Raw genomic sequence first — 20,189 nt, 5'->3', positions numbered from 1 at the left:
GAGAGCGGATCATGGGAGGAGAAGACATGACATACGAAAAGACGAAGGGTGGCGTGTGGACCAGGCGGCAGGCTCTCAAGGGCGCTGGCGCCATCGGCATGGGCCTTGCGCTGTCGGGGCTGGCTGCGCCTGCACTGCGCGCGCAGGAAAAACGCCCCATCCGCTTCCTGAACTGCGAGACGGGCAAGGATACGCTCGCCTTCTTCGCCAAGATGGCTGCGGAGTACCAGGAAAAGACCGGTGTCGAAGTCATCGTCGATTCGGTGCCGCTCGACGAGGCGTTCACGAAGATCACCAACGGCATCCGATCCGGCACGCCCTATGACGTCGCCAATGTCGGCTTCATCGGCCAGGTTCTTCTCCTGGCTGAAGAGGAGCAGATCGTGCCGCTGAACGAGCTCACCGACGAGTTCAAATGGGGCAACAACATCCTCTTCCCCATCGACGGCAAGGTCTACTGGTATCCCTTCGACTACAACCTCGCGCTCGTCTACTACCGCAAGGACCTCTACGAGGCGAAGGGCCTCTCGGTACCGAAGACCTGGGACGCCTTTGCCGGCAATTGCGAGGCGCTGGTGGAGGGTCGCCAGAAGGGATGCCTCTTCCCGATCGGCTCCAACGGCGCCGCCAACTGGATGTCGTTCGCTTTCCTGTGGGCTGAGGGCGTCAAGCTCTTCGACGACCAGTGGAACGTCATCATCGACAATGACGAGATGAAGCCGAAAGCCGCCGCCTATCTCGACTTCATGGCGCGGCTCTACGCCACCATGCCGCCCGGCGCGCTCCAGGCCGGCTATTCGGACGTCCTGTCGAACCTCGTCGCCGGCACGGTGGCGCATGGCGCCTATGCGGGCCGCGTCTACGAGGCGGCGGCGCGGGACAATCCCGACATGGGCGGGCGTCTCGGCATCATGCCCTACATGGATAGCGCCGGAAAGCAGACGGCAGTCAGCCACGGCTATGACGGCTGGGTCGTACTGAAGACGGACAATACCGGCAATGCCATGGAATTCATGCGCTGGCTGACGACCGACCGCATGGTCGACTTCCTGCACACGGCCCCGGTGCACTTCCAGCCGGCCCGGCTCGACATCTACGATGACCAGCGCTGGCGTGACAATGCACTGATCAAGCAGTTCAGTGCGGAGATCGACCAGATGCGCAACCTGGTCACCGACGGATCGGTCATCCTGACTTCGATCGACACGCAGGGACCCAGGCCGGACGTCAGGCCGGGCAAGGTGTTCGAATCCTTCGTCATGCCGGAAATGCTGCAGAACAAGATCCTGCGCGGAATGGACTCAGCCGAAGCCGTAGCGCAGGCCGCAGCCAAGATGCGCGACGTCATCAAGTGACGAGACGCCAGGGGAGGGTGCGCTCCTCCCCTGGCCCGTTCCCACAGGAGTTTTCGAATGACCCGCTGGCTGCTGCCTGGCTTTCTCGGCATCGGGGTCCTTGCGACCCTCTTGTTGATCGTCGGCCCCGCGTTTTACGCGGTATCCCTCAGCTTCTACGACATGCCGTCGCTGACGGCCGATCCGGTCTGGGTCGGCTTCGCAAAATACGGCGAGGTTCTGGCGAGCGCCGCGTTCTGGAACGCGCTGTGGAACGGCATCGTCTATGCCGGGCTTGCGATCGTGCTGCAGGTGGTTCTCGGCATCGGTTTCGCGCTGCTCTTGAACCAGAATTTCATCGGTCGCTCGCTTCTGCGGGGGCTTGCCTTCCTGCCCTATCTGTTGCCGACGGTCGTCGCGGTGCTGGTATTCAAGTGGATGGTGGACGGCTCGCTCGGTATCGTGACGATCCTGATGGACGACTGGGGCCTGCCGCCGATCTATTGGTTCGAAACGGAAACGGCCTCGATGGTCTCCGTCATCCTGATCTCGGTCTGGCTGTGGACGCCCTTCGTCACCACGACCTTCCTTGCTGGCCTGCAGACGGTGCCGACCCAGCTCTACGAGGCGGCGCGCGTCGATGGCGCCGGACCTATCCGGCAGTTCTTCCACGTCACGCTGCCCTCGCTGCGGCCGATCCTGACGGTCATCATCCTCCTGCGCGGCGTTTGGATGTTCAACAAATTCGACGTCGTCTGGCTGGCGACGGGCGGCGGGCCGTTGGGGGCCACAGAGCATCTGCCGGTCCTGTCCTATCGGGAGGCCTTCGCACTCTATGATATTGGGAGCGGGGCAGCCATCGCGACGCTTTCCTTCTTCGTCCTCATGGTCGCCGTGGCGATCTACTTCCGCGTATTCCCGATGGAGCAAGGCAAATGAGCGGGCAAATCCGACCCCGGCGGATCGCCGGCCGTGTGGGGCTCTACTTCGCGGCGATCGTTCTCGCGGTCTACAGCGCCTTCCCGATCTACTGGATGATCGTCTCCTCCCTGCGCCCCACGCAGGAAATGCTGATGAACCCGTCGCTGGTGCCGCAGCGCTGGACGCTGGAATACTATACCAGCCTCCTGGCGCAGACCGACTATCCGCGGCAATTCCTCAACAGTCTGATCGTTGCCGTGACCACGGTGGCACTGACGATGGTCCTGTCCGTGATGATCGCCTACGGCGTCACGCGCCAGCGCATCCGCGGCAAACAGATGATCATCGCCGGCATGCTCTATGCCTACATGTTCCCGCCGCTGCTGCTTGCCATTCCGCTCTATTCGATGTTCTCGCTGATCGGGCTCAACGATACCTTGCTCTCGCTGGTCATCTCGCACCTGACGATCACCATGCCGCTCGGGGTCTGGTTCCTCTGGGGTTTCTTCAAGACGATGCCCTTCGAACTGGAGGAAGCGGCGATGGTCGATGGCTGCACCCGGCTCGGCGCGTTTCTGCGGGTGGTGCTGCCGCTCTCGGTTCCCGGCCTCGTGACGGTCGCGATCTTCGCCTTCCTGCTCTCATGGACGGACTATACCTTCGCACTTGTCATGATCGGCTCGGACGCCAACAAGACCGTGCCGCTGGGCCTTGCCTCGATGATTGGCGCCTTCGATCTGCGCTGGGGCGACGTCATGGCCGGCTCGACGCTGATCGCCCTGCCGCTCTTTGCCGCCTTCCTGGCGCTGTCGCGCTACTTTGTACAAGGCCTGACGGCCGGCGCCGTGAAAGGATGATGCCGTGACCATGCGTATTTTGGGCGCGCCGCTGCGCTACGTGCAGGGGCCGGGCGCCATCGACCGGCTGGCGCAGGAGGTGGCGATCGTCGGGGGTGGCCCGGTGGCCGTGGTCATCGATCCGGTTGCACGCAGCCTTCTCGGTGAACGCATAATCCGCCAGCTGCCCGGTGCCCGCCTCATGGAGTTCGGCGGTGAATGCACCGCGGCGGAAATTATCGCACGCGCGGAGGAGGCGGGCGATGCCCGGCTCCTCATCGGAATCGGCGGCGGCAAGGCGATCGACACGGCAAAGGGGGCGGCGATCGAGCGCGACCTTCCGGTCGCTATCGTGCCGACGATCGCCTCCAACGACAGCCCGACCAGCCATATCGCCGTCGTCTACACGCCGGAACATGCCGTCGAGGGCGTGCGCCGCATGAAGACCAACCCCGTTCTGGTGCTGGTCGATACCGCCGTCATCGCCGGCGCGCCGCGCCGGTTCCTTGCCGCCGGCATCGGTGATGCGATGTCGAAGCCCTACGAGCTTGCGGGCGCGCTTGCCGGCGGCGGGCTCAATTTTTTCTCGGGCCGGCCGACGGAACTAACACAGGCGATCGTCTCGCGCGCTCAGGAGATCCTTCTGGCCGACAGCCAGGCCGCGATGGCGGCAGTCGAGCCCGACGCGGCTTTCGAGCGTGTCGTCGAGGCGGCGGTGCTTCTGAGCGGCCTGGCTTTTGAAAGCGGCGGCCTTTCAATCGCCCATGCCATGGTGCGCGGGCTTTCGATCATGCCGGCGCTGGGCGGCCTCCTGCATGGCGAAATGGTTGCGCTTGGAACACTGACCCAGCTTGCCGCCGGGCAGGGCAGCGCGGAGGAGATCTGCGCGCTTGCCGATTTCTTCCGCCGCATAGGCCTGCCCACCAGCTTCAAGGCATTCGGCATTACCGCGGAGGCCGATTTCCAGCGTATGGCGGAGGTCGCGCTGGCCGCGCCCTATGCCCCGAACTACTATCGAAAACTCGATGCCGGCGATCTCATGCGCGCGATGCGGAGCCTCGACGAAAGGAACTGACGATGGGAGAGACAAGAAACGTGGTGGTTACCGGCGGAGGGACCGGTATCGGGCTGGCGACCACCCATGTGCTTCTCGAGCGTGGCTGGCAGGTGACGGCTGCGGGGCTGGAGCGGGAGAACGGGTTTCCCGACGCAGCCCGCTTCGTCGATTGCGACGTCACCGATCCGGCCTCCCTTGCCCGTGTCTTCGAAGGGTTCGAAACGCTCGGCGGGCTCGTGACCTGCGCGGGAACCATCCAGTATGGCAAGGAGTGGGATCCGGCGGTCTTCGAGAAGGTCATGGCGGTGAACGTCACAGGCGTCCTTTCCTCGTGCACGGCGGCCCGTGACGCGCTCCAGCGCGGCAGCGGTTCGGTCGTCAACATCGCTTCGATGTGGAGCTGGTTCGGCAACCCCGTCGCGCCTGGCTATGGGACCAGCAAGGGGGCTGTCGCGGCGCTGACGCGCTCGCTGGCCGTGGCCTGGGGAGCAAGCGGCATCCGCGTCAATGCGGTGGCGCCGGGCTGGGTGGAGACACGCATTTCGGAAGGGGCGCGGGCGGATGCGGCACGGCGCGCCCGGATCGATGCCCGCATTCCCATCGGACGGTGGGCCGCCACGGTGGAGATCGCCCGGGTGGTGGCCTTCCTCCTGTCGGACGACGCGTCCTATGTCCACGGCGCCATCGTGCCCGTCGACGGCGGCTATCTGGCGGCCTGATCCGATGCAGTCGTTTGAATTCAACACCGTTCCGAGCCTTACCGTCGAATGGGGCGGGGCGGCCCGCCTCGGAGAGAGGCTGGGCGCCTGGTTTGCCGAGCGCAACCTCTTGCTCGTCACGGATGCCGGCCTCACGGCCTCGGGCGTGCTGGACGCCGCGGCTGCCTCACTCCGGGCGAACGGCTTTGCCGTGACCCTGTTTGGCGCCGTCGTTGCCGACCCGCCCGAAAGCGTCCTTCTCGATTGCGTCGCACGCGCCAGGGCAGCGCATGTCGACATCGTGCTCGGCTTCGGCGGTGGCTCGTCCATGGACGTGGCAAAGCTGGCCGCCGTTCTCATCCGTTCCGGGCAAAGCCTTGCGAGCCTCTACGGCATCGGCAACGTCGAGGGCGGGCGTCTGCCGCTCGTGCAGGTTCCGACCACGGCCGGCACGGGATCGGAGGTGACAAACATCACGATCCTGACCACCGGCGAGACAACGAAGATGGGCGTGGTCGCCGACCAGCTCTATGCCGACCGGGTCCTGCTCGACGGGGCGCTTACCTGCGGTTTGCCGCCATTGCACACCGCTGCGACTGGCATCGATGCCATGGTGCATGCGATCGAAGCCTATACCTCCCGGCACAAGAAGAACCCCATATCCGACCTTCTGGCCTGCGAGGCGCTGCGGCTTCTCTCCACCCATCTGGTTGCCGCATGCCACAACGGCAGCGATCGCACGGGGCGGGAGGCCATGCTTCTGGGCGCGACGCTGGCTGGGCAAGCTTTTGCGAATGCACCGGTGGCGGCAGTCCATGCACTGGCCTATCCTCTGGGTGGCCGCTGTCACATTCCCCACGGCCTTGCCAACGCGCTGATGCTCGGGCCCGTACTCGATTTCAACCTGAAGGCAGCGGCGCCACTTTATGCGCGGCTGGCCGTGCCTGTGGGGGCGGATCTTACGGGCGCTGACAGTGAGATGGACCGCGCCCGTTGCTTTCTCGGTCGAATGCTCGGCCTCATGGATGCTTCCGGCGTACCGCGCCGGCTGCGGGATGCTGGGGTGGCGGAAGACATGCTCCCAACACTTGCTGCAGACGCGATGCGGCAGACCCGACTTCTCGCTAACAATCCGGCACCATTGAATGAAGCGGATGCGTTGGTACTGTATCGGACTGCGTATTAGGCGTAGTGACGACTTGGCCGGTACCGTCATGCGGATGGGCTTCCCGCGAATGATCCCTTGCAGGTTCATCGATCCCGTCAGCCGAGCGATAGTGCACCGGGCGATATCAAAGCCCGTACTGTCGATTGTCAGCAGATTTTGAGCTGGATTCTTGTTTTGCTGCAATTCACCATGAAGCTAAGTATCGAATTTTGCTAAACATTTTTGGAAGGTGCAAAGTGGAGCCGTGCCAAATGGAAGCCGGATCAAACCCTGCCGGAAATCAACAGTGGGGTTTGTCAGAATGGCCGATCGGATAGCTTCCGGTAACGCAACCGGTTTACTCGAATGTGCAGCTCTCAATCTTCGAACACTGCGATTGAAGCCCCGCGGCGATTGCAGCGACACTCTGGGTGAAGCGCTCCCGGTTCGCGCGTTGGAAAATGAACTCAAGGTGATCATTGAAGTAAGATGCCATCGGCCCCTTCCACTCTGGGTCTGATTCAATCATCTGCTCGGCAGTGTAGAACAAATAGTCCACGTAACCCTCGTAGGCGATGCGCTGGTTTTCGTCCTTCATCGCGCAGTAGCGACCACTGGCCAGCTCCGGCTTCTGAACCGTCAGGCTCAGGAATTCACGGTATATTTCCCGCGCGGTCTGGTCGCGCTGGATAATATCTGCAGAACGGATCTGAAGCGGGACAACGATCAGCGCGACCAGTGCCGCAAGGGCTGTTGCAATTGCTCCGACTGCGCTGATCTTCTCGAAGTTCCGCTCCAACCATTCTCCCATTTTTCTGCCTCCCTGTTCCCTGCTGGAGGCGAACATTAGTATGTTCAAATGGTTTGTCATTGGAAAATCCGGACGATGCCCTACCTTGACCTTTCAACACTGGGGAATACCGGATGAGCCGTATCGATATGAGAACCGTTTTCGCAATGGTCCTTGTCGCGAGCGTCTGTATGCCTTCGGTGATTTGGGCGGCGCCGGTGGTCGTGACCAATGCCAAGATCCATACCGTGAACCCCAGCAGGGCGTCCGCCCAGGCGATCGCCGTAGATGACAACGGTGTCATTCTCGCAGTCGGAACCGAGGAGGAGGCGTTGGCGGCTGCCGGAAAGCAGGCCAGGGTCGTTGATCTGCGCGGAATGTCGGTGCTGCCGGGGTTTCAGGATGCCCACATGCACTTGATCGAAGCCGGGGTAAACGAAATCCTCTGCTCGTTCGAGCCATTCGATACGCTCGGAAACACTCTGGCCACGGTCGAGGACTGTATGGCCTCGAGCAAGAAGGATTGGGTGCTCGGGTCGGGTGTGAGCATGACAAATCTGCTTGATCAGGATGACAACCCTATTGCCCTGCTTGACGAAATATCACCGGACAGGCCGGTTCTGATCCTTGACGACATCGGGCATGGGGCCTGGGCAAACTCTGCCGCGATGCGTGCTGCGGGCTATGATGTGACGGATGTGAATCCGTCCGGTGGCATCATCTTGCGCAACAAAAAAACGGGCAAGCCGAATGGGATCGTTCTGGAAAACGCCCAGCAGCGGCTACGCAACCTGGCCTTTCCCGCGACCGCGGAGAATATCGAGTTTGCCTATGAAAGCCTGCTGCCAACGTTGGAAACACTGGCAGAAAACGGGATCACGTCGGTCAGCGATGCGGGTGGTTTCTGGCCTCAGGGCCATGTCGAGGTTTGGCGGAAGGCCGTGGCGCAGGACACCCTGACTGTGCGTGCGTCGAACGCCCTCTATATATACCCGGATCTGGCTTTTGACGAGCAGATGGCCGCGCTTCGCAAGCTCTATTCCAACGACGCAAGTAGCTTACTGCGGTTCAATCAGGCGAAAATCTACGTTGACGGCATTCTCGAACAACGTACCGGGTCAGTGATGCAGCCCTACAGGAAAGGTGCGGGCATTGACCACGGCTTCGATAGTGGCTTTCTGTATTTTGATGTTTCTACCTTGAACCGCTACTCCAGCGCGCTGTCGAAAGCGGGCTTTCAATTGCACTTCCATGTCACCGGCGACCGCGGTGCACGCCTCGCCCTTGATGCGATCGAACAATCTGACCCACAGCCGGGCCCGCATCGCCTTACACATCTCTATCTCGTTGACAAAGCCGACTACGGCAGGTTCAAGCAGTTGGGCGTTGTCGCTGATTTCCAACTTGCTCCCAGCTCGATCGACGCTGAGTACATTCAATTCATCCGCGGCTTCATCGGCCAGCGCGCAGAGCATCTGATGCCGGCACGCGCACTAGCGGCATCGGGCGCTGAGGTGGTGATGAGCAGTGACTTCGACGCCGACGAACTGTCGCCCCTCATCAAGATCCAGGCTGCAGTCATGCGAAAGGACAACGGAGCTGCGGACGTTGCCACCGCTATTGAATGGATGACAATCAACCCCGCGCGATTGCTGCGCCAGGACAAGACCACCGGATCGCTGGAGGTCGGTAAACTGGCCGACCTGGTCGTGATCGACCGCGATATCCTTTCTATCCCGATCAGAGAGATTGCGAAGGCGAAAGTCATGGCAACGCTTTTACAGGGTCGGCCAGTCTACGATCCGGAGAGGTTGTTTAAAGAGTAGGCGGATCCTCCTTTCATCCGGCTCCTTGGTCTTGCTTGGGGATGTAGGGCTGTTGGCTTTATCCGAAACGGTTGGGTGATGCCGGTTTTCCGCCACGAAGGAGTGTCCGCATTTTATTGCACAGCATCCGATTGATACGATCGATAAACAACCCAGGGGCAATCACTCGGCGTCATTCACTGCCTGCCTCTGCTGTCACGTCTTAATGCTTTGCACAGCCGCCCGGTGAAACCTCGGCGGACCAGCCGCCTTCAGATCAGGATTCTGGCGCGCTTTGCAGGAAGTCGAAGTCGCAGCCCTCGTCCGCCTGCAGCACGTGATCGCGGTAGAGCATGTCGTAGCCGCGGGGCGCAGGGCGTTTCTCGATTTGATGTTCGGCTTGCCGCGTTTCCAGTTCCTCATCGGAGACGAGGAGACGGATTGCGTGGTCTTTGACGCTGAGCGCAATCCTGTCGCCGTTGCGGATGAAGCCGATCGGGCCGCCGGAGGCGGCGTCCGGGGCAACGTGGAGCACGATGGTGCCGTAGGCGGTGCCGCTCATGCGGGCGTCGGAGATGCGGACCATGTCCTTGACGCCGGCGCGCGCGAGCTTGGCGGGGATCGGGATGTAGCCTGCCTCCGGCATGGCGGCATCGCTGAGCGGGCCGGCATTCTGGAGGACGAGGAAGTCGTCCGCCGTCACGTCGAGGTCGGGATCGTCGATACGGTTGGCAAGATCCTGCAGCGAGGTGAAGACGACGGCGCGGCCGGTCTTCTCGAAGAGATTTGGGTCGGCGGCCGAGCGCTTGATGATGGCGCCGCGCGGGGCCATGTTGCCGAAGACGGCGAGCAGGCCGCCATTCTCGCGAATGGGATCGTCGACGGATTTGACGACAGTCCGGTCGACCCAGGGATCGACCGCCGCGATGCGGTCGCCGATGGTCTCGCCGGTGATCGTCTCGCAGTCGAGATGGAGGAGATGCTTCAGTTCGCGCATGACGGCGGGGACGCCGCCGGCGGCGTGCAGGTCCTCCATATAGGCGCTCCCGGTCGGCTTGAGGTCAACGAGCACCGGTGTCGTGTCGCTGATTTCGTTCATGCGTCGCAGATCGATCTTCAACCCGAGGCGGCCGGCGATGGCGGCGAGATGGATGATGGCGTTGGTCGAGCCGCCGATCGCCATCAGGATGCGCATGCCGTTTTCCAGCGCCTTTTCCGTGATGATCGTCTTCGGCGTCTTGTCCGAGCCTATCAGCGAGACGGCGATGCGGCCGGTTTCCTCCGCCATGCGCAAGCGATCTGCGTCAACCGCAGGGATCGCTGCGGAATTTGCGGGCATCATGCCGATGGCTTCGGCAAGCGAGGCCATGGTGCTGGCGGTTCCCATCACCGCGCAGGTGCCGCTGGTCGAGGCGAGGCGTTTTTCGACTTCATCGATACCCTGGTCGTCGACATCGCCCGCGCGATAGCGCTGCCAGAAGCGGCGGCAGTCGGTGCAGGCGCCGAGGCGTTCGCCACGATGCCGGCTGGTCGACATGGGACCGGCGACGAGCTGGATCGAGGGGAGGCCTGCGGAGGCCGCGCCCATCAGCTGGGCAGGGACAGTCTTGTCGCAGCCGCCGAGCAGCACCACCGAGTCCATCGGTTGGGCGCGGGTCATCTCCTCGACGTCCATGGACATGAGGTTGCGGAACTTGAGGCTCGTGGGGCTGAGGAAGACTTCTCCGAGCGAGATGGTCGGAAATTCGACGGGCAGGGCGCCAGCGGCGAGGACGCCGCGCTTCACCGCCTCGATCATCTCGGGAAAATGCCGGTGACAGTTGTTGAAGCCACTCGCCGAGTGGGCGATGCCGACAATGGGCCGGTCGAGCATCTGGCGGCTGTAGCCCATCGAGCTGGCGAAGGAGCGGCGCAGATAGAGGCTGAATCCCCGGTCGCCGTAGTTGGTCAGGCCGCGCGAAAAACCCTTTTCCTTGTCGGAATTGTTGTCGTCACACATGGTATTCTCCTTATGCGAGCCGCGTCTTGATGTATTTGGCCTCGAGATAGTCGAAGATCCCGAGCTGGCCGCCCTCGCGGCCCATGCCGCTTTCCTTGATGCCGCCGAAGGGGATTTCGGCTGCGGCAAGCAGCATGTCGTTGATCCCGACCATGCCGACTTCGAGCGCTTCCGCCGCCCTGTTTGCGCCGTCGAGCGAGCGCGAGAAGACGTAGCCGGCAAGGCCGAAGGGCACATCGTTGGCACGCCTGATGGCGTCGTCCAAACCCGAGAAGCGGGCGACCGGAGCGACGGGGCCGAACGGCTCTTCCGTCATGATCGAGGCGTCGTCCGGCACATTGCCGAGAACCGTCGGGCGATAGAAGAAGCCGCGATTGCGGTCGGCGGGGATCTCGCCGCCGGCCAATAGGGTTGCTCCCTTGCTCAGGGCGTCGGCGACCATGCCGGCGATGCGCTCTCGGCCGCGGGCATTTGCCATAGGTCCCATCTCAACGCCGTCGTCGCTGCCCCGACCGATCCTGAGATTGTTGGCAAGGTTCGCCATGGTCCGGGCGAAGGGTTCGTAAATGGAATCGTGCACATAGAACCGGCTCGGCGAGATGCAGACCTGGCCGGCATTGCGAAACTTCGCCCGGGCGCAGGCCGTCGCGGCCGCGACCGGATCGGCATCGGCAAGCACCAGAACCGGTGCATGGCCTCCGAGTTCCATCGACACCTTCTTCACCGTGTCGGCGCACTGCTTGAGGATCAGCTTGCCGACGGGCACGGAGCCGGTGAGCGAGACCTTGCGGATCACCGGCGAGGCGATCAGGTAGGCGGAAATGTCGGAGGACTTGCCGCTGACCACGTTCAGCACGCCGGCGGGTAGGCCGGCCTTGATCGCCGCGGCAGCGATGTGGAAGGTGCTGGAGGGCGCTTCCTCCGAGGGCTTGATGACGACCGGGCAGCCGGCGGCGAGCGAGGCGGCAATCTTGCGCGCCGGCAGCAGGGCCGGGAAATTCCAGGCGGTGAAGGCGGCGACCGGGCCGACCGGATCGAAGCGCACATTGAGGCGCACATCGGGATCGCGTCCGTCGAGGACATGGCCGAAGATGCGGCGTGCCTCGTCGGCATACCAGTCGAACTGGTCGATGGCGGCGTTCCATTCGCCCGCGGCCTCCGCGATGGGCTTGCCGGTTTCGGCGGACATGTCGCGCGCGGCGCGGTCGGAAAGCGCGCGCATTTCCGTGGCGATGCGGCGGAGGAGACCGCTGCGCTCCCATCCGGAAACCTTGCCCCAGCGGGGAGCCTCGCGGGCGAGGGCGGCCAGAACCTCGTCGAGGTCGGCGGTGTCCGCCGAGGGCAGATGGCCGATGATCTCTTCATCGACGGGATCGATGACGGGGCGGGTCTGCCCGCGGCGCGCGGCGCGCCACTGACCGTCGATCAGCAGTCCGAATTGTTCATACATGGTCGTTCTCTCAGATCAGGGTGCGGGCATATTGGCGCTGGACGTCGTCGACCCAGTTGCCGACGTTCCATTGGCCATAGGCGCCGAGGCCGACGGCGGGGTCCTCGCCGAAATAGACGGGAACGTGCACAAGGCTGAGACCTGGCCAGACATGCGCCTCCTCAAGCGCGGCCATAAGGCTTGTCTCGTCCTCGCCGCCGGAGAGGGCGCGAACACCGCTCACCGCGCCGGCCAGCGCCACATAGTCGACGGCGACACCGTCATTGGTGCGGAAGTCGCGGCCGTATTGGGCGTGTTGCAGATGGCTGATGGCGGCCATGCGCCGGTTGTCCAGGAGCAGGATCGTGCCGTGCACGCCATGCTCGACACCGTCGATCAGCACCTGCGGGTTCATCATGAAGGAGCCGTCGCCGGTGAAGGCGATGCCGTAGCGGCCCTTGTCGGCGATGCCGGAGGCCAGCAGCGCGCTGACGGCAAAGCCCATATAGGACGCGCCGGTCTCGGTGAACGTTTCGAAGGGCGCCTGGTCCTCGACGATCTGGAAGCCATTTGCCTGTACGTCGCCGGCATCGAAGAATTTCAGCGCGCCGTGCCGGCGGCAGAAATCGGCGGCGAGCCGGATGACGCGCGGCTGGGTGAGTACCGGCTTTTGCCAGACCATATCAAAGAGCGGCGGCGAGCCTGCCTGTCGGGTGAGGAAGCCGTCCCATTCGGCGCGCTTGGCGCGGCCCGCGTCCAGCCATGCCGTCTTGCGTGGATCGGGTTTGTCGCCTGCCAGCATCCCGGCCAGCCGGCCGGCGACGACGGAGGCATCGCCCGTAAGCGCGATCGTGTTGTTGTAGTGCTGCACGTCGATGGGGTCGGCATTGATGTTGACGACATGGCGCACCTTCGGCCAGCCGATGCCGGAGCAATCCGCCTGGCAGACGGCGCGGCTGCCGATGACGACGAGGAGTTCGGCTTCCTCCATCGCCCAGTTGCCGCTGATCGATCCCTTGGAGCCGCCGACGCACATGTTCTGTGGATGATTGGCCGGCAGGACGCCGCTGGCGCCGGGGCTGGAGACGACGAGCGCGCCCGCTGCCTCAGTGAGCTTCCGCACGGCATCCGCGGCCGTGCGGCTGCCGCCGCCGAGCTTGATCGCGACCTTGCCCGCCGCGCGAATGGCATCCGCCGCGGCCCGCAGCGGGCTGTCGTCGGCGGGGGCAAGCGCAGGGAAGACTGGCCGGTCAGGCAGGGCGTCGAGGCGCAGCGTCACCGGGGCGGGCTGTGTGTTGAGCGGCAGGTTCATGTAGAAGGGGCCGGGGCGCCACGGGTGGAAAACGCAGGTTGCGCCTTTGCGCAGTCCATCCCGCAGCGCGCCCGGAGTATGCAGCGTATAGGCGCTTCCCATAAGGGAGGTGATTTGGGCAAAAACGCCCTGTGCCGGTTTCGGCACCTGCTGCATATTGTAGCCTTCGCCCTGTGTCGTCTCGTCACCATAGAGGTGATAGAGGCCGACGCCGTTGGACGAGGCGGCAAGCGATGCGGCCATGGCCTGGAAGGCGCCCGGGCCGATCGAGGTGACGACGGCGCCGACCTCGCCATAGACCCAGGACAGCGCCGTGCCGGCATGGGCCATCTCCACCTCGTTGCGGAACTGCCAGCAGCGCACCAGACCCTCGGCCTCGTAGGTGTCGAGGACATCGGCGAGCGCGGTGCTGCCATGGCCGAAGATCGCGAGATATTTGGTGATGCCCTGACGCATCAGGCCGAGAACCAGCGCCTCGACCAGCGGCATCGTCACCGGTGCGCTGAGACGGTCCGCATCTATCGCGGCCTTCAGGCCGCCGGCGGTGCGCAGCCACGCGGCACGGTCGGCGGCGGTGTGCGTCGGACCATCGGGAAACGGAGGAAGCGTCATGCCGACCTCCCGTTCCGCAGATCTACAGGGCGGCCGATGCGCGCGGATTCCTCGGCGGCCAGCGCGAAACGCAGAATCTCGCGCGCCTGTCGCGGTGTCAGCACGGGGGCCGCGCCGGTTCCGATGGCGTCGATGTAGTGCCGGGTCGACAGGACAAAGCTCTGCTCCCACCCGGTCGGGATATCGTTGAATTCCGTCAGCTTGCCGTCGCTGTAGAGCACGACCGGCGGAACGTCGGCGAGGCGCCCGTGGCCGCCATTGATCCAGATGACACCCTTGGTGCCGGTGATTTCGACGCGGTCGTCCTGGGCGTAGTGTTTCGTCGCCAGTTCCATTTCGGGCGAATAGACGATTTCGAGATTGCCGATACGGTTGCCGGGGAAGCGGAAGGAGATCTGCGACTGGGCGTCGAAACGGATGCCGCCGGGGCCTTCGGTGTCGCCGATGAAGGCATGGACCTCATCCGGCTCGCCCATGAAGTGCCAGGCCAGCGCGAACTTGTGATGGCCGTCGTCGAAGACCAGCGGCCCGCCGCCGGCCTGATCCTGCTTCTGGCGCCAGGCATTGGCGGCGGCCGGCACGTCCCAGGCGGTGGCGCTGCGCGCCGGATTGGACTTGATGCGGATGGAGAGCGGCGTGCCGATCGCGCCCTGGTCGATAAGGTCGCGCGCCTTGAGGACCGGCGGATAGAAGATGAAGTTCTCGAAGATCTTGACCGGTCGGTCATAGGCTTCGGCGGCGGCAACGAGCTGGTCTGCCTCCTCAAGCGAGACGCACATCGGCTTCTGCAGCGAGATGATCTTGCCGGCGTCCATTGCCTTCAGCGCGGCGCCAAGATGCAGGTGATGCGGCAGGAGGATTTCCACCAGATCGACATCGGGCCGCGCAAGAATGGCATCGAGATCGGTTTCGATCGCGACATCCGCAAGTCCCCATTCCCCCGCCTTGGCCTCGGCCAGGGCTGAATCCCGGTCGCAAAGCGCGACGATGCGGCTTGCCGGATTCCGAAGATACTCGATCGCATGAAGATCGGAGATACGACCGGTGCCGACAATGGCGACCCTAATCGGGTTGGTGCTCATGCAATGGGCCTTTCTGTGATGCAGGTATGGAAACGGTTGTGACGATGTGGCCGAGCTCAGCGAGGCGCTCGTCGGTCACGCGAACGGAAGGGCCGGAAACGCCGACGGCGGCGATCATGCGACCCTGATTGTCGTAGATCGGGCGCGCGACGCAGCGGATGCCGGGCGCGAATTCCTCGTTGTCGATGGAGTAGCCGCGCGCACGGGTGCGGGCGATCTCGTCGTCGAGGGCGCGGCGTGTTGTCAGCGTGCGCGGCGTGAAGGAGGGGAAGGGGCCATCGACCTGCGCATCGCCGAAGGCGAGGAACGCCTTGCCGAGCGCCGTGCAATGAAGCGGTGCAAGAGCGCCGATGGGGTGGTCGACCTTCAGCGGCAGGGAGGAGTCGATCTTGTCGATATACCAGACGCGGCTGCCGACGAGCACGGCCATATGCGCGCATTCTCCGGTCTCGGCGACGAACCGTTCAAGTATCGGACGCCAGGCTTCTTTCACGGCGATGATATCTATGAGCGAATGGCCGATGGTCGCATGGCGCGTGATCTTGTCGGTCGGCTGGTAGCGGCGTGTCGAATCTTGCGTCGCATAGCCGGCGGCGACCAGGGTTTTCATGAGATGCGATGCATTCGACTTGTCCACGCCCAAGGCTTCGGCGACGTCGGTCAGCCGGGCGGGCTCGCGGCTTGCTGCGAGAAAGTCGAGGGCTTCGAGGCCGCGCGTGAGAGATTGCAAGAGGCGCATCGTTTAAAACTCCTTCGGGGTGCCGTCTATTTGCGTCATGCTAAACACAAGTACAGCATGTGGCAACTAAATCAGCGACGGCCGCCGATAAATGGATGAATTGCCCGTTTTGTTGCGTAATGCAATACTTTTGTGTTGACATAGGCAACAAATTTGCCGAATTCTGGTTTTGCGAGGTAATAAGTTTAACAATCGCAAACTCTACGGGAGGTTCCTATGTTTTCCATTACGCGGCGCTCGCTCATGCTTGCAGCGCTCCTGGCGTCTGCAGCGGGCGTGGCCGGCCCCGCCTTCGCCCAGTCCGGCGAAGTCACCATCAGCCACTATTTCACGGGCGAGCTCGGCTTGAAGGCATTCAACGAGCAGGTCGAAAAGTTCCAGCAGGCGACCGGTATCAAGATAAAGGAAAGTCCTGTTGGTCATGAGGACTTCAAGACCGACATCCTCGTGCGGGCAGCGGGCCACAGCCTTCCGGATGTCTTCAGCTACTGGGCCGGTGCCCGCGTCGATTTCATCGTGAAGTCCAACAGCCTGCGTCCGATCGACGGCATGTGGACGAGCGAGAAGCTGGACAGTGTGGTCGCCAAGCCCATCGCCGACAGCGCGACGCTCTATGACGGCAAGCGTTTCCTTGTGCCGTTCAACTATCACTATGCCGGCCTGTTCTATAACAAGAAGGTGCTCGCCGATGCCGGCGTGACGAAGCTGCCCGCGACTTGGGACGAGTTCACTGCGCTTGGCAAGACCCTGAAGGAAAAGGGCATCGCCCCCATCGCACTCGGCTCCAAGAACCGTTGGCCGGCGCAGTTCTGGTTTGATTACCTGCTGCTGCGCACTGCTGGCCCCGATTATCGTGCCAAGCTGATGAAGGGCGAGGCGTCCTATGACGACCCGGAAGTCGTCGCAGCCATGACGCTCTGGAAGGAGCTTCTTGATCAGGGCTTCTTCGTCGAGAACGCCAATGCCGACGACTGGACGGATGCTGCCGACAAGGTGGCCCGTGGCGATGCGGCGATGACCCTGATGGGCACCTGGATCACCGGCTACTGGAATGGCGTCGGCCTCGTTCCCGGGCAGGACTACGATTTCTTCCCCTTCCCGAAGATCAAGGACGGCGTCGCGAATGCCGCCGTCGGCCCGGTCGATGGTCTGGTGATCTCCGCCAACGCCGCCAATCCTGAAGGTGCGGAGAAATTCCTCGCCTTTATGATGTCGAACGCCGATGTGCAGGCGAAATGGGCCGAAGCGCAGGGCGCGCTGTCCGCAAATGTCAATGTTGACCCGAAGACCTACAATGTCGTCATGCAGAGCGCGGCGAAGACCGTTGCCGAGGCTGAGGCCTTCGCCTTCAACTACGACCTCGCCACCACGCCGCCCGTTGCCGAAGTCGGTCTTTCCATGTTTACGCGCTTCGTCGACGATCCGTCCAAGCTGGATGAGATCCTGAAGGCCGTGGCTGTGGATGCCAAGACGGCATTCAAGCAGTAGGCCAAACAACAGGAATGAAGACCGCGGCCCAAGGTGGGCCGCGGTTTACCGGAAAGGAATTCTGATGGAGCGGCACAACACCGTCTGGCGCGTTGCGCTTCTGGCACCGCCATTGTCCGTCTTTGCCGTCTTCGTGATCTGGCCGTTGTTCAGTTCGTTCTTCTACAGCGTGACGAACTGGAACGGTTTCGACTCGAACTACGACTTCGTGGGCCTCGACAACTTCGCCAAAATCTTCACCGACAAGCTGTTTATGAATGCGGCGATCAACACGACGATCTGGATGGTCGCCGCGATCGTGGTACCGACGCTGTTCGGCCTCGGTCTTGCACTGCTGCTCGACGGAAAGGTTCCGGGCGGGCGAGCCTTCAAGACGGTGTTCTACCTGCCGATCTGCCTTTCGGCCGTCATCGTCGGGCAGATCTGGATCTGGATCTACCAGCCGGACTGGGGCCTGCTCAACACCATGCTTTCCAACGTCACCGGGGAGAAGATGCGCTATGCCTGGCTTGCCAAGCCCGATACGGCGCTTGGATCGGTGATCCTCGCCTGGTCCTGGCAGCAGACCGGCCTTTCCATGGTGATCTACCTCGCCGGCCTGACGGCCATTCCGGAAGACCTCCTGGAAGTCTGTGAGATCGAGGGGGCGAAACTCTGGCAGCGCATCGTCTTCGTCGTCCTGCCGCTGCTCACCCCGTCCACCGTCGTCGTCATCGCCCTTTCGGTGATCAACTCGCTCAAGGGCTTCGACATCCTCTACATCATGACCGGTGGTGGGCCGTTCAACAGTTCCGATACGCTTGCCATGCACATGTACAACGAATCCTTCCGCAAATACCTGATGGGCTATGGCAGCGCCATTTCCGTCGTGCTGTTCCTGATCGCGCTGACGATCATCGGTATCTACTTCCGCCAGCTCAAGAAGGTGGATCGCATCTATGGCTAATCCTTCCGCCGTCCGCCGCTTCGATCCCTGGCGCGGAGCGATCTTCGCCATGCTTCTTGCGCTCTCGGTTCTCTTCCTGCTGCCGACGCTCGGCGTGCTGCTCGCCTCGATCAAGACGACGCGCGAGATCGCGCTCGGCAGCCTCTGGTCGTTCCCCACGGCGCTCTATCTCGGCAACTTCGTCGAAGTGCTGTCGAATCCCGCAGTGCACCGCTACTTCCTCAATACGCTGCTGGTCACGGTCCCGGGCACTTTGGCCTCGACAGCGCTCGGCGTGCTGGCCGGCTATGTCTTTGCCAAGCTGCCCTTCCGCGGCTCCAACATGCTGTTCCTCGTCCTCGTCGCGGGCATGTTTTTCCCGCCGCAGGTCATCCTCGTTCCGCTCTTCCGCCTGTTCAACGGCATGGGGCTAATCGATACGCTCTGGCCGGTCTTCATCGTCCACACTGCGCTCGGCATCCCGATCTGCACGCTCCTGATGCGCAACTTCTTCTCCACCGTGCCGACGGCGCTCCGTGAGGCGGCGATCCTGGAGGGCGCCAGCGAGTGGCAGGTGCTGACCCGCGTCGTATTGCCGCTCAGCCTGCCGGCGCTTGCGGTGCTCGCGACGCTGCAGTTCACCTGGATCTGGAACGATTTCCTCTGGCCGCTGATCTTCACCCAGTCCGACGACAAGCGGACGATCATGATCGGCATCGTCAATCTCAAGGGCCAGTATTCCGTCGCCTGGGGCGTGCAGGGCGCGCTCTCGCTCGTCGCCAGCCTGCCCACGCTTCTCGTTTTTCTGTTTTTCCAGCGCTACTTCATCAAGGGCATGACCATGGGCGCGGTAAAGGGTTGATCATGACACAGCTTGCACTTCGCTCGATCCGCAAAACCTATGGCGCGCTGGAGGTCATCCGCGGGGTCGATCTCGATGTCGCGGAAGGAGAGTTCGTCGTCTTCGTCGGCCCCTCGGGCTGCGGAAAATCCACCATGCTGCGCATGATCGCCGGCCTCGAGGATGTGACGGACGGCACGATCGGCATTGCCGGCCGTGACGTCACGACCACGGCGCCGGCCAAGCGCGAAATCGCCATGGTCTTCCAGTCCTATGCCCTGTTCCCGCATATGACGGTCGCGGAAAACATCGGCTTTGGCCTGAAGCTTTCCGGGCTGCCGAAGGCGGAGATTTCCCGGCGGGTGGGCGACGTCGCGAACACGCTGCAGATCGGTCCCTTGCTCGAACGGGTCCCCCGTGAACTGTCCGGCGGCCAGCGCCAGCGTGTCGCCATCGGCCGTGCGATCATCCGACAGCCGAAGATCTTTCTGTTCGACGAGCCGCTGTCGAACCTCGATGCGGCGCTGCGCGTGCAGATGCGGCTTGAGATCGCGCGTCTCCATGCGCGCCTCGGCGCCACGATGATCTATGTGACGCACGACCAGACCGAGGCCATGACACTCGCCGACCGCATCGTCGTCTTCAACAAGGGCAGGATAGAGCAGGTCGGCGCGCCGATGGAACTCTACGAGCGTCCCGCCAACATCTTCGTCGCCGGCTTCATCGGCGCCCCCGCCATGAACTTCCTGCCAGCTTCGGTGGAAGATGGACACCTTGTTGTGCATGGGGTGCCTGTGCAGAACACGCGTCCCTGGAGCGCCTCGGGAGCGACCACTGCCGGCATCCGTCCAGAGCATCTGACGATTGTTCCGCCGGAACAGGGGGGAATCCGTGGTCGTGTCGAGTTGATCGAGCGTCTTGGCGCGCAGACCTACGCCTACGTTGAAACACCAGGTCTGAATGATCCGATCACTCTTTCGGCACCAGATGAAAGCAACCTGGCAGCGGGCGATATCGTGGGAATGCAGCCGGCGGCGGACAAGCTGCATGTTTTCGATGCAAATGGGGTCGCGATTTCAGGGTAGGAGCGGACCGGTGTGGGCCAGACTTGGCGGGCTGATGGTTCGCTTCCCATCAAGAGCTTCACCGTGCAGACCGGGCCGGCATGTGCAGG

At 63.0% G+C, this 20,189-nt stretch carries 17 protein-coding genes; 11 read left to right on the top strand and 6 right to left on the bottom strand.

The window, feature by feature from the left end:
- Positions 1 to 26 precede the first annotated feature (26 nt).
- The 6 genes from P9A16_RS20315 to P9A16_RS20290 are packed head-to-tail and all read left to right on the top strand — an operon-like array spanning position 27 to position 6,032.
- Positions 27 to 1,355: an ABC transporter substrate-binding protein gene (locus tag P9A16_RS20315; RefSeq protein ID WP_024271009.1), complete on the top strand. Its 1,329-nt coding sequence runs from the start codon at positions 27 to 29 to the stop codon at positions 1,353 to 1,355.
- Positions 1,356 to 1,412: 57 nt separating this feature from the next.
- A complete protein-coding gene (locus P9A16_RS20310; protein WP_023515450.1) occupies positions 1,413 to 2,273 on the top strand; it encodes a carbohydrate ABC transporter permease in 861 nt (286 codons plus the stop codon).
- Positions 2,270 to 3,112 carry a carbohydrate ABC transporter permease gene (locus P9A16_RS20305; protein ID WP_024271010.1) on the top strand — a complete coding sequence of 281 codons (843 nt, stop codon included), beginning with the start codon at positions 2,270 to 2,272 and terminating at the stop codon, positions 3,110 to 3,112. Before P9A16_RS20310 ends, P9A16_RS20305 begins: the two co-directional genes overlap by 4 nt.
- Positions 3,113 to 3,122: 10 nt before the next feature.
- Positions 3,123 to 4,166, top strand: coding sequence for a glycerol dehydrogenase (locus P9A16_RS20300; RefSeq protein WP_037408252.1), 1,044 nt, complete (start codon positions 3,123 to 3,125; stop codon positions 4,164 to 4,166).
- A gap of 2 nt (positions 4,167 to 4,168) precedes the next feature.
- Complete coding sequence (locus P9A16_RS20295) at positions 4,169 to 4,867, top strand: SDR family NAD(P)-dependent oxidoreductase (protein WP_023513169.1); 699 nt, start codon at positions 4,169 to 4,171, stop codon at positions 4,865 to 4,867.
- 4 nt (positions 4,868 to 4,871) lie between these two features.
- Positions 4,872 to 6,032, top strand: coding sequence for an iron-containing alcohol dehydrogenase (locus P9A16_RS20290; RefSeq protein WP_024271011.1), 1,161 nt, complete (start codon positions 4,872 to 4,874; stop codon positions 6,030 to 6,032).
- Between the two features lie 319 nt (positions 6,033 to 6,351).
- On the opposite strand, the gene P9A16_RS20285 is transcribed toward P9A16_RS20290, so the two are convergent.
- A complete protein-coding gene (locus P9A16_RS20285) occupies positions 6,352 to 6,804 on the bottom strand; it encodes a hypothetical protein (protein WP_023517596.1) in 453 nt (150 codons plus the stop codon).
- 113 nt (positions 6,805 to 6,917) lie between these two features.
- On the opposite strand from P9A16_RS20285, the gene P9A16_RS20280 reads away from it, so the two are divergent.
- Entirely contained in the window at positions 6,918 to 8,609 is a 1,692-nt protein-coding gene (locus tag P9A16_RS20280; RefSeq protein ID WP_024271012.1) for an amidohydrolase, read from the top strand.
- Positions 8,610 to 8,865: 256 nt separating this feature from the next.
- Here the strand turns inward: P9A16_RS20280 and P9A16_RS20275 are convergent, their stop codons facing one another.
- Genes P9A16_RS20275 through P9A16_RS20255 form a run of 5 tightly spaced genes read right to left on the bottom strand, consistent with a single transcriptional unit; the run spans position 8,866 to position 15,761 of the window.
- Positions 8,866 to 10,587, bottom strand: a complete 1,722-nt coding sequence (locus P9A16_RS20275) for a dihydroxy-acid dehydratase (protein WP_023516941.1) — start codon at positions 10,585 to 10,587, stop codon at positions 8,866 to 8,868.
- Positions 10,588 to 10,597: 10 nt separating this feature from the next.
- A complete protein-coding gene (locus P9A16_RS20270) occupies positions 10,598 to 12,037 on the bottom strand; it encodes an NAD-dependent succinate-semialdehyde dehydrogenase (RefSeq protein ID WP_023516942.1) in 1,440 nt (479 codons plus the stop codon).
- A gap of 10 nt (positions 12,038 to 12,047) precedes the next feature.
- A complete protein-coding gene (locus P9A16_RS20265) occupies positions 12,048 to 13,940 on the bottom strand; it encodes a thiamine pyrophosphate-dependent enzyme (protein WP_024271013.1) in 1,893 nt (630 codons plus the stop codon).
- Entirely contained in the window at positions 13,937 to 15,022 is a 1,086-nt protein-coding gene (locus P9A16_RS20260; protein ID WP_023516997.1) for a Gfo/Idh/MocA family protein, read from the bottom strand. Before P9A16_RS20260 ends, P9A16_RS20265 begins: the two co-directional genes overlap by 4 nt.
- A complete protein-coding gene (locus P9A16_RS20255; RefSeq protein WP_023516996.1) occupies positions 15,003 to 15,761 on the bottom strand; it encodes an IclR family transcriptional regulator in 759 nt (252 codons plus the stop codon). Before P9A16_RS20255 ends, P9A16_RS20260 begins: the two co-directional genes overlap by 20 nt.
- Before the next feature lie 216 nt (positions 15,762 to 15,977).
- Between P9A16_RS20255 and P9A16_RS20250 the strand changes: the two genes are divergently transcribed.
- The 4 genes from P9A16_RS20250 (at position 15,978) to P9A16_RS20235 (ending at position 20,100) form a co-directional block, all read left to right on the top strand.
- Positions 15,978 to 17,249 carry an ABC transporter substrate-binding protein gene (locus tag P9A16_RS20250; protein WP_024271014.1) on the top strand — a complete coding sequence of 424 codons (1,272 nt, stop codon included), beginning with the start codon at positions 15,978 to 15,980 and terminating at the stop codon, positions 17,247 to 17,249.
- 64 nt (positions 17,250 to 17,313) lie between these two features.
- Positions 17,314 to 18,195, top strand: coding sequence for a carbohydrate ABC transporter permease (locus P9A16_RS20245; RefSeq protein ID WP_024271015.1), 882 nt, complete (start codon positions 17,314 to 17,316; stop codon positions 18,193 to 18,195).
- Positions 18,188 to 19,036 (top strand): carbohydrate ABC transporter permease, encoded by an 849-nt coding sequence (locus P9A16_RS20240; RefSeq protein WP_023515220.1) that lies wholly within the window; start codon positions 18,188 to 18,190, stop codon positions 19,034 to 19,036. The genes P9A16_RS20245 and P9A16_RS20240 overlap by 8 nt, the downstream gene beginning before the upstream one ends.
- Positions 19,037 to 19,038: 2 nt before the next feature.
- A complete protein-coding gene (locus P9A16_RS20235) occupies positions 19,039 to 20,100 on the top strand; it encodes an ABC transporter ATP-binding protein (protein ID WP_272790703.1) in 1,062 nt (353 codons plus the stop codon).
- Positions 20,101 to 20,189 lie beyond the last annotated feature (89 nt).

It is taken from the genome of Shinella sp. 838 (genome assembly GCF_029623935.1).
Classification (GTDB): domain Bacteria; phylum Pseudomonadota; class Alphaproteobacteria; order Rhizobiales; family Rhizobiaceae; genus Shinella.
This window is presented reverse-complemented; position numbering and strand designations above follow the sequence as displayed.

Coding starts and splice junctions, on each gene's coding strand:
- P9A16_RS20295 (WP_023513169.1), top strand. CDS start 4,169: ATGGGAGAGACAAGAAACGTGGTGGTTACCGGCGGAGGGACCGGTATC.
- P9A16_RS20300 (WP_037408252.1), top strand. CDS start 3,123: ATGCGTATTTTGGGCGCGCCGCTGCGCTACGTGCAGGGGCCGGGCGCC.
- P9A16_RS20270 (WP_023516942.1), bottom strand. CDS start 12,037: ATGTATGAACAATTCGGACTGCTGATCGACGGTCAGTGGCGCGCCGCG.
- P9A16_RS20285 (WP_023517596.1), bottom strand. CDS start 6,804: ATGGGAGAATGGTTGGAGCGGAACTTCGAGAAGATCAGCGCAGTCGGA.
- P9A16_RS20280 (WP_024271012.1), top strand. CDS start 6,918: ATGAGCCGTATCGATATGAGAACCGTTTTCGCAATGGTCCTTGTCGCG.
- P9A16_RS20290 (WP_024271011.1), top strand. CDS start 4,872: ATGCAGTCGTTTGAATTCAACACCGTTCCGAGCCTTACCGTCGAATGG.
- P9A16_RS20255 (WP_023516996.1), bottom strand. CDS start 15,761: ATGCGCCTCTTGCAATCTCTCACGCGCGGCCTCGAAGCCCTCGACTTT.
- P9A16_RS20310 (WP_023515450.1), top strand. CDS start 1,413: ATGACCCGCTGGCTGCTGCCTGGCTTTCTCGGCATCGGGGTCCTTGCG.
- P9A16_RS20260 (WP_023516997.1), bottom strand. CDS start 15,022: ATGAGCACCAACCCGATTAGGGTCGCCATTGTCGGCACCGGTCGTATC.
- P9A16_RS20250 (WP_024271014.1), top strand. CDS start 15,978: ATGTTTTCCATTACGCGGCGCTCGCTCATGCTTGCAGCGCTCCTGGCG.
- P9A16_RS20315 (WP_024271009.1), top strand. CDS start 27: ATGACATACGAAAAGACGAAGGGTGGCGTGTGGACCAGGCGGCAGGCT.
- P9A16_RS20275 (WP_023516941.1), bottom strand. CDS start 10,587: ATGTGTGACGACAACAATTCCGACAAGGAAAAGGGTTTTTCGCGCGGC.
- P9A16_RS20240 (WP_023515220.1), top strand. CDS start 18,188: ATGGCTAATCCTTCCGCCGTCCGCCGCTTCGATCCCTGGCGCGGAGCG.
- P9A16_RS20235 (WP_272790703.1), top strand. CDS start 19,039: ATGACACAGCTTGCACTTCGCTCGATCCGCAAAACCTATGGCGCGCTG.
- P9A16_RS20245 (WP_024271015.1), top strand. CDS start 17,314: ATGGAGCGGCACAACACCGTCTGGCGCGTTGCGCTTCTGGCACCGCCA.
- P9A16_RS20305 (WP_024271010.1), top strand. CDS start 2,270: ATGAGCGGGCAAATCCGACCCCGGCGGATCGCCGGCCGTGTGGGGCTC.
- P9A16_RS20265 (WP_024271013.1), bottom strand. CDS start 13,940: ATGACGCTTCCTCCGTTTCCCGATGGTCCGACGCACACCGCCGCCGAC.